Origin of the sequence: Stieleria mannarensis, assembly GCF_014154935.1 — a bacterium.
Taxonomy (GTDB): Bacteria; Planctomycetota; Planctomycetia; order Pirellulales; family Pirellulaceae; genus Stieleria; species Stieleria mannarensis.
The window spans coordinates 15,834-30,240 of sequence record NZ_JACEHH010000033.1 but is presented as its reverse complement, the minus strand read 5'-3'; the positions used below and the strand labels follow the sequence as shown (position 1 = coordinate 30,240).

Below are 14,407 nucleotides of genomic sequence, written 5' to 3'. Positions count from 1 at the left end.
ACAGGCCGTTAAGCGAGCGGCCCGTGGAGTCGGTCTGCGGTAGGGAGGAGGCAGAACCATTCGGGGCAGAATGATGTTTGGACCGAATGCTGACGCACCCGGCTAACCATTCCCGCCACACTTCTTCTTCTATCTTTACGCCCCCATCATTCTGCCCCCATCATTCTGCCCCCATCATTTTGCCCCCATCGTTTTGCCCGGCATCTTCATCATTCTGCGCCGGATCATTCTACCTTCCCGCTCCGCCGCCCCCCACGCCACAACACCCCGCACAAAAAATCCCACACCAGCCATTCGACCACGACCATCCCCAGCGGGAGCGCAAACAGCCCGAATTGAATCAGCCCTTTGCGTTCCGCCCAGGCCGGTTGTGCATCGACCAACGCGCCGAAGAAGACCAGGACGGCGGTGCCGTTGATCAGCAGCAACAATCCGGTGAACAGGGCAAAACCGATCGCGCCGGCCGCACCGGCCAACACGGCCCCAAACCTGTTGCGGGGACGCGGCGGGGCATGAAATTCGCGACGTGGATGACTCACCGCTGCGACTTGCGACGCTGGCGTTCGATCCGAATCCGACAACCGATCGGAATCGTCTCGGTAATCGCGACCGGGTTGCCAGACAAAGTGGCATCCACCGCGTCAATAACATAGGTCTTCGTCACTTCATCCCCGGCCGGACTGTCATCCATCGCTCCCATGTAGACGACCTTGCGATCTCCGTCCAACACAAAAAACTGGGGCGTGTACTTGGCCCCATAATCCTTGGCAATCTGCTGCGACTCGTCCCACAGGTACGGGTACTTGAACCCTTGTTCCTTGGCCCGCTGCTTCATCGCCGGCAGCCGGTCTTGTTCCACCTTGTTGACGTTGATCGCCACCACCGCAACAGACTTGCCCTGGTACCGATCGACAAGTGCGTTGATCCGCTGCTCGGCGTCGACCGCGTAGGGGCAGGAATTGCAAGTGAACACGACGACCACCACCTTGGAATCCGCCAGCGACTTGAGGGAGTGCTCGCGGCCGTCGGTCCCCGGCAGTGCGTTCCAGGCCGGGGCACTGTCCCCGATGTCCAAGACCGTGTTGTACTTGCCGGCACTGGCGGACGTCGCGGCCACACAGACCGACAAACACAACGTCAGCGGAATCAAAAAAGTGGTTCGAATCATGGCGATGGCGTCGTAATCGTTTTGGCTCGTTTGACGGGATACCATTGATGGATTTTTTCGGCCAACCGGGCAACCACGTCGGGATGCTGTCTGGCCAGGTTTTTCTCTTCGGTCGGGTCGGCGATCAGATCGAACAATTGCGGCCCTTTCTCGGTCCGCGGATGCGTCGACTGGTATCGATTGACCTCACCATCATATGTCAGCAGCAATTTCCATTTGCCCTGGATGCACCAGCGGTACAGCAACGAAGCTTCGGGGTCTTCGATATCGGCGATATCGTGCGCGAACCCTTCACCAAAAATCGTCTCCCGGGGGATTGCATCGCCGCTGGTCAGATGAGGCATCAGGTTCAACCCCGGCCGATCGTCCGGCACGGGCGCACCGGCGGCAGCCAACATGGTCGGATAGATGTCGATGCTGCTAACCAATTCGGGACGCGTGCCGGCTTTGATCTTGCCCGGCATCCAGTAAAAGATCGGCGTCCGCACTCCGCCTTCATACGGCGTTTGCTTGCTCCGCGGTGCATACCCGTTCTTTTCCGGGTTTTGAATCCAACCGTTGTCGGTCAGATAGACGATCAACGTGTTGTCATCGAGCCCGCGCTGCCGCAACGACTCCATCAACTGGCCGCAGGTTTCATCAAACCATTCACACATCGCGTAATACTTGGCGATCGTGATCGGTCGTCCGTCGCGGTATTTGTCCAGCAAACGCTTGGGGGGCGTGTGTGGGGTGTGCGGCAGGAACGGGGCGTACCACAGATAGAACGGTTTGTTTTGGTCAACCGCCAAATCAAGAAACTCGTTGATTGGCTCGATGCCTTGGCGGCCGATTTTCAATCCGTCATCGCCGTGACGTCCACCTTGTTCAGGAAACCCTCGCGTCATGCCATGGGTGAATCCGGCGTTCTGATAACTGCCCTCCCACAACTTTCCACTTTGATGACTCAGGTAGCCCAGCTTGCCGAGCGCTTCGGGAACGGTTTCGAATTGATCCAGATACGAAATCAGTTGCGCACGCCGCTGGTTGAACAGTTCAGAGTCTCGTGCCGCGTACTTGGGTGACGGATCGTTGCCGGTCACACCGTGAGTCGATGCGTAGTGCCCGGTCAACAGCGTCGCCAAGGACGGCCGGCACAACCCGGTCGGCACATAGCCGCGGGGGAACACGGCGGACTGCGACGCCAGTTTGTCCAAGTTCGGCGTTTGGATGTCCGGGTGGCCCATGAACCCATAGTCGGTCCACGCCATGTCGTCGCTGAGCAGCAGGACGATGTTCGGCGGCGCGGCGGGGCTGACGTTCAGGAAAAATGTGCTGAACAGCACGACCGAAAAAACGATTCGTAGAAGGGATCTCATGGGCGAAGGTGGGCAGTGGGTTGGAATTCGGTGAGACAGATTGACGGGTCGGCGTCACTCTTTCGTAGCTACGCTCACCAGAGCGTGGAAACCAGCGGGCACCACCTTCTGGCGAAGGTAGCTACATTTGCCGTGTGAATCACGATGAGGTGACTGCAAGACGACGCTGCCACGCTTAGTGTAGCTCGTTCGCCCGGCGATGGCAGGCTTGTCGCAAAACGACAATCCCATCGTCATCCAGACCGGCGGCAGCGTCATTCGGCGACCAGTTCGACGACAACCCCCTTGAACGCCGGTGTCTTGCTTTGCGGGTCGGCGTGCCGGGCGACCAGCACGTTGGATTCCGGATAATACATCAATGCGTTCCCGCTGCGAATCGAATCGTAGGACCGTGCCAAAATGCCGCTCATCGAACCGGTGTCACTTTTGACGGTCACCCGCTGGTCGTTCTGAAGTCCGAATCGTTTCAGGTCGTCCGGGTGGATCAAGATCAAATCGCGACGCTCCTGGTTGCGATACAGATCCTCTTCCTCGTAGACAACGGTGTTGAATTGGCCTTCGCTACGCACGGTCATCAGGCGCAGATGATTGTTATCGGTCCCCTTCAATTCCGGCAGACGATGGCAATGCAGCACGCCCTTTCCGTCGGGCGTTCCGAACTTGGGGTCGTGAAACGTACGGCCTTCGATTTGAAACTCTTCCTTCGTCGCGTCGATTTGTGCGATCTTGCCGTAACCGGGGACGACGGCGCCGATCCACTTGCGAATCGTCGACGGTTGGGCCAAGTCGTCCCAGTCGATACCAGGGGCGTCGGGCACCACGGCCTTGCCGACCGCGGCGATCACCGAGACCTCACTGCGCGGCCCGGGCAACCGCGCCGGCCCGCCATCGCTTAAACGCACAAAGTTGAACATCGACTCCTGAGTCGTCGGCGCCGGTTCTTCGTCACGTGCCAGCACCGGCAAGACGATCGTCTCCTTTGCCAACCCGTGCGCATGCCCGGTGTTCATCGTCGTGTTCATCATCACGTTCAATTCCAGATTCGATAGAGCGCGATCGGCGAACGCGGAATCGGGATTGGATCCGTACAGGTTGCCGCCCAGGCAAAAGCCCACCTTGATCTGACCGCTCGCGGCCGACTCCATGCACGCCAGCGTGTCCTTGCCAGGCGTCTCGGGCAATTGAACACCGAACTTGTCTTTTAGCGCGGCAAAGATCTGATCCTTCAGCTTCGGCGTCACACCGACCGACCCGATGCCCTGCACGTTGCTGTGGCCTCGGATCGGCATCAACCCACACCCCGGACGACCGACCATGCCGCGGGCGAATGCCAGGTTGGCGATCGCCTGGACATTGTCAACGCCGTGGGCGTGATGGGTGATTCCCATCGTCCACGAAAACACGCACTTCTTTGAAGCGGCATACAACTGGGCGATCGATTCGATTTCACTGCGGGCGACACCGGACTTGGTCTCGATCTCCTGCCATGACAGATCGTCGACCGCGGCCAACCACTCATGGGAACCGTTGGTGTGTCGGGACAGAAAGTCGTTGTCGAACGCGCCGAGTGACTTCGTCGCTTTGGCCAACCCCCACAACAACGCCAGATCACCACCGATGTGCGGCTGGACGTAGTGGCTGGCGATCTTGGTGCCGGCCAATAGCGAGATCGGATCGCTGGGGATTCGAAAATTGATCAATCCCGTTTCACGCACGGGATTGATCACGATCACCTTGCCGCCGGCACGACGCACCCGCATCAAACTAGTCATCAATCGCGGGTGGTTGCTGGCCGGGTTGCCGCCGATCAGAAACACGGTGTCCGCTTTCTCCAGATCCTCCAACACGATCGTCGCCGTGCCGCTGCCGACACTGCTCTGCAATCCGACGCCGCTGGCTTGATGGCAATAGTAGCTGCAGTTGTTGACGTTGTTGGTGCCGTAAACCCGTGCCAACAATTGCAACAAAAAACCGGCTTCGTTGCTGCTGCGGCCGCTGAAGTACCAGAACGTCTCGTCGGCCGGAGTCGCCGTCAGTTTCGACGCGATGCTCTCAAAAGCCTCCTTCCACGTGATCACCTCGTAATGCGACTGGCCTTGACGATAACGCAGCGGATGGATCAGCCGACCGAGTGATTCCAGTTCGCGCGGCGACAGCGATTTCAGCTGTTCGATGGAGTTTTGTTTCCAGAAATTCGGATCGATGCCCGGCTGCATGTCGGCGACCATGGCCTGCATGCTCTTCTTGCAAACCTCGAAGGAATGTCCCAGCTCGTTGACCATCCCGCCTTTTTGCCCGCCCATTCCGACGGCGCAGGTCTTGCAACTGTTGCGGGTCCGCATCGCTTTGAACAATTTCCAGACGCCGCCCGCTTCACGCCCCTTTTTAAACGTGTACAGAATCGCTCGAAATCCACCACCGCTGCCGACTTTCACTGCGTTTGTCCCTCGACGAAGTCTTCGTTTGCCAAGTCTAAATCTTATCACCACGGGACCGGCCGCGGGACCAACGCGAGGCGACGTCGGTTCGAATTTACACATCCGGCGAGCTCGAGCGGATTGGGAACACTCCCATCCGTTGTGCGTCCCCGGCGTTCCAAACCCGCCCCCCGCCGGGAAGGCGTGACCTAGGCTTGCAGAAGCCCCCTATCAATGAACGTTTTCCCCTGAGAATTCAGCATGAAGTACGTTGTGCTCGCGGTCGCGATTCTAGCGGTCATCCTGGTCGTCACGATCGGACAAGTCGATCAACCGGCAACCTCGCCATCCAGTCGCCCGTCCGGCATCCGGTCCTCCCTGGTCGCCGCGACGCCCCGAACTCGGATCCCCGCCGACGTCGCCCGCAAGTTGGGCGATGGGCTGGAAGCACAACGTATGCTCGTTCAAGCCGACGGGATGATCCGACGCAACCCGATCCTGACGTTTGATGATCTGCCGGAATTGATCGAGCAAGCCGAAGGCGCGTACGGCATCCTGGGCCGCTATGATCGCGAAACGCTGGCGACGGCGCTGCGAGGACAAGGCAACTTGGAACAGTACCTGAAAAGCGAGCAATTCGACAACGACCTGAAAACCGCCGAAGCGCTCTTTCACTACGTGCAAGAACAATCTCGGCTGGAAGAACAGAACCCCAGCCCGCTGTTCCCCGAAGACCGCCCCCGGCCCACCGGCATCATGCCGCCCCTGTCGCGTGTCAATGATCCGTCGCTGATCCTGTGCGACCGCTTTGAAATCCAGGCCAGCCGCATGGACGACACGCTAACGATTTCCTTAGCAACGGACCTGCCCGACAGCGCGTCGATGATCGTCAGCATTTCGCGAAGCTATCGCGAAGTCGGCAGCTCGGCCGTTTATAGCCTGGACTACTTTTCCGAAAAGGCGACGGTCGCCGAGTGGCGTTCCCCCAGAACGGTTCGGGTCGACGCGGATCGCTGGCGGCGATCGATGAAAGCCAAGCAACGAGAAATGGCGGCCCTGGACCTGGGGTTTGATGTCGCGGCGATCAACGACACGGTCGACGTGTCGATGGTCGTGCACATCAATCAACGCGACCAACGCTTCGGCCACAAGAACGCCAACCTGTTCGGCAAAGCCGTCGCGTCGTCAGGCTTGCGAACCATCCGGGAAGAAAAATCGATTCCATTTCCGCTGGAAGAAACGACGCGCCGACCCGCTAACGACTCCTTCGATCAGTCGGCCTTCTTTTTCAATCCGAGCAGAAAAAAATCGTCGGGCAATCGCGACGACGCGCCCCCCGCGGTCAAGGCGAAGCTCCCCGAGACGGCGGACTTTGTGGTCGGCATGAAAGGACGCTCCTTTTCCGTTTCCCAATTTCCTCCCTCCAATCCGCTGTCCAGCATGCGTCAGGTGCGACGGGCACCGCCGCGGGCAGAGCTGAAGATCATCGATTCTGTCACACAAGATTCGGTGCAGTGGGTCAAGCTGGAGTGTTCTCAATTCGTGAATCTCAAGCTCTGGACGGGCTGGATCAAACGAGACGAACTGCACTCGGCTGATCGAGCGAACTAGTATTCCGCCGCAGTTCGGTTTTCCGGTAGCGGAACTCGCCAAGAGTTTCGCTCCGGTGCGGCGACGTCGCACCCCGGGGGCCGAAAGCCTTGGCGGCTTCCGCTACCACACGGGGCCGTCGATCAGCCCCTACCGACGAGTCGCACGTTGCGCCGGGCCGGCACGTTGCGTCAGACCGCCGCCGGGGCGATGATGAAAGGAGTCGATCCGGCCCCGTTTTCGCACCCCCCGATTCGGACGAAAGTCATGCCCTGCGAACACTTGCAAGAACTGTTTGCCCTTTGCGAAAAACACGACCTTCACATCGCCAGCCAGGACGCGATCAAGGTCGTGTGCCGCCAGTGCCAGGAGCAGGAAGTCTGCCCGTCGTCGCTGACCGATGGCGACGCCGTCATCGAAATGCCCCGCCCAAAAGCGGACGAACCATCGGACCGGCCGGCGGACTCCGAGGACTAACGTGGTGATAGAGAAGATTGAGGGCATACGGTTTCCAGAAGCATCGTTCTGGCAGGCATTGGAGCCTACCCAACTCGGCCCGCAACCGAGGAAATGGCTCCCCTCTCCCTAAAACAGATCGCGCAAAAGTCATTGATCGCTGAGTGACGTTTACCGCGATCTGTTTTGGGGAGAGGGGCTGGGGGTGAGGGGCCGTACACCCGAGCCGTCGGAGCCATCAAAACAGCGGCGATCACCTGGCAGTTGGCCCCCTCATCCCCGGCCCTTCTCTGTGCGCAAAGCCGGGGGAGAAGGGTGCCATGATAAGTTGTGTGGACACCGATGCTTGGCAGCCAGGGGAGGTCGAGCCACGAATCACCAACCGAACTCACGACTTCGACAGGGATTGATTTGCGGATCCCCCCTCCTCTCGCAGCCGGACCGCGTCTTCAGCGTCGGGCCGGTTTGGGGTCCAGATTGGCGTCCAGGTCTTCGGCCGTCACCGATGACTCGACACCGCCCTCGGGCACGTCGGCCTTGGCGATCCAGAGCAGGGCGTTGAGCACGACTTTGCGAAAGTTGTCGTTGCCCCAATTGTCGTGGAAGTGGCCGCCGGTGAATCCGAACCCACGGCCTCCGTCGCCGCGCTGGACGGTCCACATCATCGCTTCGGCGCGTCCCTCGTTGGCTTGGATGTGGTCATACGGGCCCTTGGGATAGACGTAGGGCCCGTCACGGACATCGACCGATGGGACGGCGACCAAGATCGGCACGAATTCCACGCCCGCTTGCTGGGAGGGTCGATTGCCCTCGATGTCGGCCATGAAACGCATGTTGAAATACCACTCGTCCTTGATCTCAAACGGCTCGACGCCGCGCGTCACCGGATGCTCGGGAAAGGACGTGAATGCCGGCTCCCACATCGGGTTGCACGAAAACTGATGTTCGTAGTGGCCGCCGATCCAACGTTTCATTTCGTTGCCGGCCTGATCGGCCAGGACTTCGACGCCGTAGTGCATGAACCCCAGCCCGACGCCGCGTTTGACCCACTGGTCGATCTGTTTCAATCGGCGGCCGTCCTCTTTGACGATCTCGTGTTTGCCGCCACCGTCCATGAAGAACACCACCGCATCGGCCTCGGCGAACACGGCTTCATCCTCCGGCCAACCGTTGAGCACGAATTCGACGTCCACGTCCGGCACGTCGGCCAGACACTTGGCCAGCAACTGAACGCCGGCATTGAATTCGTGCATCCGGGGCGGGTGGGACGGTTTGCCGGCGACCAGGACAATCTTCTTCGACTGGGCGTGTGCGGGGACGAAGGAAATTGCGGAGCTGATCAGCAGGACGAGGGCGATGATCGATTTCAAGGGACTGACTCGCTGAAAGACGTAAAGCAGGATGCAATAACATAATCGCTTCCCTTGTCCGATGCACCCGTCTCAGACGCCTGCACCGGTCGCAGCCCCCCAGCCGGACGCCAGCCGGACGCCAGCCGGACGCCAGCCGGACGCCCGCCACCGCATTCTCCCCCCCGCCTCTTGACGCATCCGACGGGATCGCCAAGCTGGACGCTTGATTTTCAGGCCGTTGTCGGTTTTTTCAGGTGGGAAAAGATGAGTATTGGAATCGCGTTGAAGGCTTTTTTCGCCGCGCTTGGGAACAAAGAGAAAGCGACCCAGATCGATCAGGTCCTCCGCGGGCAGCAGGCCGAGGTGGCGGCCATCGAAGCCAAACCGCAACAACCACCTGCCGCGGCGCCCATGACCAAGCAACCCGTGACAAAACAGCCCGAACCGCCAACACGCGACTCCGCGGTCACCCTGCTGGCGACGCTGCAACGAGAAGCCCGCCTAGTCGATTTAATCCAAGAAGACCTGAGCCAGTATTCCGACGCCCAAGTCGGCGCGGCCGCCCGTCCCTGCCTGCAACAGTGCGGCGGGGTGCTGCAACGCGTGATGGGGCTCAAGCCCCTGATCGATGCGGCCGAAGGAGCCACCGTCGACGTCGCCCCCGACGCTTCGCCGACACGTTACCAGTGGATCGGGGAAGGCACCGCGACGTCTGGGAAAGCCGCGTCCGGCAAACTGGTTCACCATGGCTGGCAAGCGACCCAAGTGGAATTGCCGACCTGGACCGGTGACCCGGCCGATGCCAACGTCGTCGCCCCGGCACAGGTCCAAGCGGGTTAGCCGCAATCAATGTGGGATAGGCTTCCAGCCTGTCATCAAAGTGGGATAGGCTTCCAGCCTGTCATCAAAGTGGGATAGGCTTCCAGCCTGTCGGTGCGAAAATGACAGGCTTCAAGCCTATCCCACAATCGTCTGTCCCGTCCCATCCCTTCACTTCACACCAAACGATTCGACATGGGCACACGGTATTGCGTCGGCATCGACCTCGGAACAACCAACTCGGTGGTCGCCTATGCGCCGCTTTCGCAAGACGGCAAGAAGACCGAGCCGAAATTGGAATTGCTGCCGATCCCCCAGCTGATCTCGCCGGGGCAAATCGATTCGCGTCCCTCGCTGCCATCGTTTTTGTACCTGCCGCGTGAGGGCGAAATTGAATCGCTCAAGACACCGCTGGTCGGTGATCCCGGGCGTGGGGTCGCTGGCATCTATGCACGGCAACAATCGGCGGAGAATCCACAGCGGGTCGTCGTGGCCGCCAAGAGTTGGCTGTGCCACGGAAACGTCGGGCGAACCGAAGCGGTGCTGCCGTGGCAATCGCCGCCGGAAGTCCCCAAAGTCTCCGCGTTTGATTGCACCCAGCGATTCCTGTCACACCTGGTCGCCGCCTGGCACGCGGCCCATCCGCAAGCTCCCCTGGCCGATCAACAAGTCGTGCTGACGGTGCCGGCATCGTTCGACCCGGCCGCCCGCGAGCTGACCCGCCAAGCCGCGATCGAAGCCGGTTTGCCGGACCACTTCGTGTTGTTAGAAGAACCCCAAGCGGCGGTCTACCACTGGTTGGGTTCCAACGCGGACGATTGGCGGACACAACTCGGCGCCGGTGACGTGTTGTTGGTCGTCGATGTCGGTGGCGGCACAACCGACCTGACCCTGGTCACCGTCGAAGAAAACGCGGGCGAACTGCAATTGCAACGATTGGCCGTCGGCAACCACTTGTTGCTCGGCGGTGACAACATGGACCTGGCACTGGCCCACAAGGTCGCCACCCGACTGCAGGAACAAGGTCACGACCTGGATCCCTGGCAAAGCGTTTCGCTGTGGCACGCCTGCCGGGACGCCAAAGAAGCATTGTTGGCCGCCGAAGGCCCCGCCGAACACACCATCTCCGTTCTCGGTCGCGGCAGTTCCTTGATCGGCGGGACGATCTCGACCGCGCTGACGGCCGACGAAGCCAAGGCGTTGATCGTCGACGGTTTCTTTCCCGAGTGCAGTGCCAAGGAGCGTCCGGCACGCAACACCGCATCGGGGTTTCAAGACATCGGGTTACCCTATGAAGCCGACCCGGCGATCACCAAGCAGGTCGCCGCGTTTCTGGCCGATCATGCCGAAGCGTTTTCTGCGGCCGGCAACGACAACGATTCCGATCGCGCAGGGGGCCTGACCCATCTGTTGTTCAATGGCGGCGTGTTCCGCAGCGAAACGTTGCGGGGACGGATGCGGGATGTGGTCGACGGCTGGTGCGATTCCGCTCCGACGGTCCTGAGCCGCCAGCAAGACCTGGACTCGGCGGTCGCCCTCGGTGCCGCCTACTACGGCTGGTCAAAACACGTCGGCGGGATTCGCATCCGTGGCGGTACCGCGCGATCGTACTACATCGGGATCGAAACGGCCGGGCTGGCGATCCCCGGCGCCCCGCGCCCGCTGCGCGCCCTCTGCGTCGCGCCGCAAGGCATGGAGGAAGGCACCGAGGCCGTGGTGCCGGGAAACGAAATCGGATTGGTCGTCGGCCAGCCCGCTCGGTTCCGATTCTTCGCCTCCTCCAAACGCGGCGACGATACCGTGGGAACGCAACTCGATCGCTGGACGCCGGAAGAACTGGTCGAAAGCGAACCGATCGAATTGACGCTTTCACGCGAGTGCGAGGATGATTCCGACGGCGGGCAACCCTTCGTCCCGGTCCGCTTTGTCAGCCGTGTGACCGAACTGGGCATGTTCGAACTGTGGTGCCATTCGACACGCAGCGACCAGCAGTGGAAGATGGAATTCAACGTTCGAGAGCATCGATAAGTTTCGTTTCGCTGAGCTCTCCTCTCGGTTTCACAGACCGAAACGTATTTTTATTACCGCCCTTCGCCATACGGAGCCGGTTTTGTCAGAGCAACATGAGTCGTCCGCCGACACATCGCAATCTCCACCCCGCTATGTCGTCGGAATCGATCTGGGAACGACCAATTGCGCCATGTGTTACGTCGACACGTCCCAGCCCGAGTGGCAGGTCGCGACGTTCCGGATCCCGCAGTGGGTCGACCTGGGGCAGATCGAAAGGCGCGAAACACTGCCTTCGTTTCATTACGAATTGACGTCCAACGAAGTCGGCGGACAGGGTACTGCTCAGGGTACTGCTCAGGGTACTGTTCAGGGCGGTGGGCTGGCTTGGCAAAGCGACAGCGACGGCCGGTCGTCCTGTGTCGGCGTGTTGGCTCGCGATGCCGGTGCGCGTCATCCGGGACGCCGCATCAATTCCGCCAAAAGTTGGCTGTCACACGACGGCGTCGATCGCACCGCCGACTTCTTACCCTGGCACGGTGATGCCGATGTCCCGCGGATGTCGCCGGTCGCCGCGTCGGCCAAGTACCTGGATCACCTGCGCGGGGCCTGGGACGACGCCTTCCCCGATCACCCGCTCAAGGAGCAAGACGTCGTGATCACGTTGCCGGCCTCCTTTGACGAAGTCGCTCGTGAATTGACGATCAAAGCTGCCAAACAAGCCGGGCTGAAACGCGTCTACCTGATCGAAGAACCCCAGGCCGCGTTCTATGCTTGGATCGATGGACACCGCGACGACTGGACCGATCTGGTTCGCCCCGGACAACTGATCCTGGTCTGTGACATCGGCGGCGGAACGACCGACCTGACCTTGATTCGCGTCCGACCGGCCGGTGCGGCTAACGATCAAGTTCAATTTCACCGCGTCGCCGTCGGTCGCCACTTGATCCTGGGCGGTGACAACATGGACTTGGCGGTCGCCAAGTTGGCCGAAGCGAAACTCAATGCCGACTCTGGTCACGCGCCACCGTCGGCCAGCCAGTGGGACCGGATGGTCCAAGCCGCGCGTTCGGTCAAAGAGTCCATGTTGGACCCCGGACGCGGTGACTCGTTCACACTGAATGTCGCCGCCGAAGGGGCCAAGCTGCTCTCCGGCGCGATCCAGGTCGAACTGACCGCCGACGAAATCGATGCCACGTTGCTGGACGGATTCTTTCCCCGCGTTGAACTTACCGATCGCCCGTCCCGCCAGCAAAGTGGGTTTCAAGAATTCGGATTGCCCTACGCCGCCGACCCCGCCGTCACGCGTCACCTGGCAGAATTCCTGAGCGAACATCGCCGCAGCGGCATCGACCAACAGGATACCGAATCGGCCGATCGGCCCGATCTGGTGCTGTTCAACGGCGGCGTGTTGGCCGCACCGGCCATCCGCCAGCGGATCGTCGACTCGCTTCGTGATTGGTTCGAAAAACCCGGAGAGTCCTGGCAACCGCAGGTGCTGGCGTCGCCACGGTTGGACTTGGCCGTTGCCCGCGGTGCGGCGTATTACGCAATGGTCCGCCGCGGCCAGGGAGTGCGGATCGCGGCCAACCTGGGCCGTTCGTATTACATGCAGGTCCAAAACGATCCACCCACCGCGTTGTGTTTGATTCCCGGGGACGCCGAAGCCGGCCAAAAGTTTCGCGCCGATGACCATCCGCTGCACCTGCAGGTCGGGGCGCCGGTGCAGTTCCCGCTGTGGGTCAGCAGCACGCGACTGGCCGACCGCGTCGGGCAGTTGGTTTCGATTGATTCCAACGAGATGTCTGCGTTGCCGCCGATTTGCACCGCCTTGGTACGCGGCCGCCGTCGCGAAGAAACGGAGTTGAACGTGTGCATCGAATCCGAACTCAGTGAGATCGGAACGGTCGGCATGTACTGTGTCGACGCCGAACACGGCAAACGATGGAAGCTGGAATTCGATATTCGCAGCACGCTGGAAACCGACCGAGACGCCCACACCGGGAGCGGCGAGATGGGCGGCGTCGTCGACAGCGACACCGTGGAAGCCTGCGCCGACGCGATCCAGTCCACCTTTGGCGACGACGCCGACGTCAAACCGAATCAAATCGTCAAACGCTTGGAATCGATCACCGAATCGGGCCGCAACGATTGGCCGCCCACGTTGATTCGCGAACTGTGGCAATTCATGGCCGACCACGAAACCGGACGCCGCAAGACGCCCGCCCATGAAGCGCGTTGGTTGAACCTGGCCGGTTTTTGTCTGCGGCCCGGGTACGGCGTGGCCGTCGACGACTGGCGCGTCCAGCAGATGTGGCGGTTGCTGCACGGACGACTGGCGTTCCCCGCGTCTCAGTCACGTACCGAATCGATGATCATGTGGCGGCGGATCGCCGGCGGATTGACCGCCGGCCAACAACAACAACTCGCCGCGCCGATGTTGGCCACCCTGCGCAGCAAGTCCAGGCGGATTGAACCCCACGAAGCCAACGAGTTCTGGCGGTTGGTGGCGTCCTTGGAACGGCTGGACGTGCGACAAAAGATCGAACTGGGCGACATCGCGCTCAAGGAATTCGGGCGCAAGAAAAACGTCCGCCTGCGGCCCGCGTTGCTGTGGGCGCTGGGCCGGCTGGGCGGTCGCCAACCGGCCTACGGCCCGCTGAACACCACCGTCCCGGTCGACAAGGCCGAGTCCTGGATCGAGTCGTTGATTGCCATCGATCCGCCCGAATCCGACGTCCCGCTGACGATCGTCCAACTGGGGCGAAAGACAGGCGATCGCTACCGTGACATCAACGAATCAATCCGGCAGCGAGCCGTCGACTACTTGAATTCGAGGGACGCCGACGACCACTTCGTCAGTCTGATTCGCGAAGGCGGAACACTCGATCGCGATGAACAGACCGCGGTCTTCGGCGACTCCCTGCCCCTGGGCATCCGGCTGGGACGTTAAGTCGTCTCCCGCAGCTTCCGATTGGCCGGACAGGCGATTGGCCGGACAGGCGATTGGCTGGACAGTCGCCGTCCTCTCCGAGGTCGGCGCGAGGCAACGCATTGCTTTTTCGCTCCCCGCGCCGAGTTCGGAGAACACGGCGACACTTCGACGCATCGTCAACCCGCACAGTTTGCCAAACCGACATCAACCCAAAACCCGACAATTTCCTTCGATTGAGCGGCCAATGGCCGCCGATTCAACTGGCTGTGACGTGTTTGTTTCGTTTGGCGCTCAAAATCGGCGAG

Annotated in this window: 10 protein-coding genes; 5 read left to right on the top strand and 5 right to left on the bottom strand. The window is 60.9% G+C overall.

All coding sequences use genetic code 11. The features are described 5' to 3' along the window. Window positions 1-224: 224 nt before the first annotated feature. The 4 genes from H1B37_RS21245 to H1B37_RS21230 all read right to left on the bottom strand — a co-directional run bounded on the left by H1B37_RS21245 (window position 225) and on the right by H1B37_RS21230 (window position 4,961). Complete coding sequence (locus tag H1B37_RS21245) at window positions 225-539, bottom strand: hypothetical protein (RefSeq protein WP_182868659.1); 315 nt, start codon at window positions 537-539, stop codon at window positions 225-227. Beyond that, window positions 536-1,168 carry a thioredoxin family protein gene (locus tag H1B37_RS21240; protein ID WP_286177985.1) on the bottom strand — a complete coding sequence of 211 codons (633 nt, stop codon included), beginning with the start codon at window positions 1,166-1,168 and terminating at the stop codon, window positions 536-538. The genes H1B37_RS21245 and H1B37_RS21240 overlap by 4 nt, the downstream gene beginning before the upstream one ends. Continuing rightward, complete coding sequence (locus H1B37_RS21235; RefSeq protein ID WP_182868656.1) at window positions 1,165-2,526, bottom strand: sulfatase family protein; 1,362 nt, start codon at window positions 2,524-2,526, stop codon at window positions 1,165-1,167. Before H1B37_RS21235 ends, H1B37_RS21240 begins: the two co-directional genes overlap by 4 nt. A gap of 254 nt (window positions 2,527-2,780) precedes the next feature. Beyond that, a complete protein-coding gene (locus H1B37_RS21230) occupies window positions 2,781-4,961 on the bottom strand; it encodes an FdhF/YdeP family oxidoreductase (RefSeq protein WP_353620877.1) in 2,181 nt (726 codons plus the stop codon). Window positions 4,962-5,204: 243 nt separating this feature from the next. Here H1B37_RS21230 and H1B37_RS21225 point away from each other — a divergent pair, with 243 nt between their 5' ends. Together H1B37_RS21225 and H1B37_RS21220 are read left to right on the top strand one after the other, a co-directional pair. After that, on the top strand, window positions 5,205-6,554 hold the full coding sequence (locus H1B37_RS21225; RefSeq protein WP_182868653.1) for a hypothetical protein: 1,350 nt from the start codon (window positions 5,205-5,207) through the stop codon (window positions 6,552-6,554). Between the two features lie 246 nt (window positions 6,555-6,800). Next, window positions 6,801-7,010, top strand: coding sequence for a hypothetical protein (locus H1B37_RS21220; protein WP_182868652.1), 210 nt, complete (start codon window positions 6,801-6,803; stop codon window positions 7,008-7,010). A 428-nt stretch (window positions 7,011-7,438) separates the two neighbouring features. On the opposite strand, the gene H1B37_RS21215 is transcribed toward H1B37_RS21220, so the two are convergent. Then, the gene (locus tag H1B37_RS21215) at window positions 7,439-8,359 is read right to left on the bottom strand and encodes a ThuA domain-containing protein (protein ID WP_182868651.1); all 921 of its coding nucleotides are present in this window, start codon (window positions 8,357-8,359) and stop codon (window positions 7,439-7,441) included. A 246-nt stretch (window positions 8,360-8,605) separates the two neighbouring features. Here H1B37_RS21215 and H1B37_RS21210 point away from each other — a divergent pair, with 246 nt between their 5' ends. The 3 genes from H1B37_RS21210 (at window position 8,606) to H1B37_RS21200 (ending at window position 14,120) form a co-directional block, all read left to right on the top strand. Then, a complete protein-coding gene (locus tag H1B37_RS21210; RefSeq protein WP_182868650.1) occupies window positions 8,606-9,181 on the top strand; it encodes a DUF2760 domain-containing protein in 576 nt (191 codons plus the stop codon). A gap of 174 nt (window positions 9,182-9,355) precedes the next feature. Then, window positions 9,356-11,188, top strand: coding sequence for an Hsp70 family protein (locus H1B37_RS21205; protein WP_182868649.1), 1,833 nt, complete (start codon window positions 9,356-9,358; stop codon window positions 11,186-11,188). Between the two features lie 82 nt (window positions 11,189-11,270). Continuing rightward, window positions 11,271-14,120 (top strand): Hsp70 family protein, encoded by a 2,850-nt coding sequence (locus H1B37_RS21200; protein WP_286177984.1) that lies wholly within the window; start codon window positions 11,271-11,273, stop codon window positions 14,118-14,120. The last annotated feature ends 287 nt before the right edge of the window (window positions 14,121-14,407 follow it).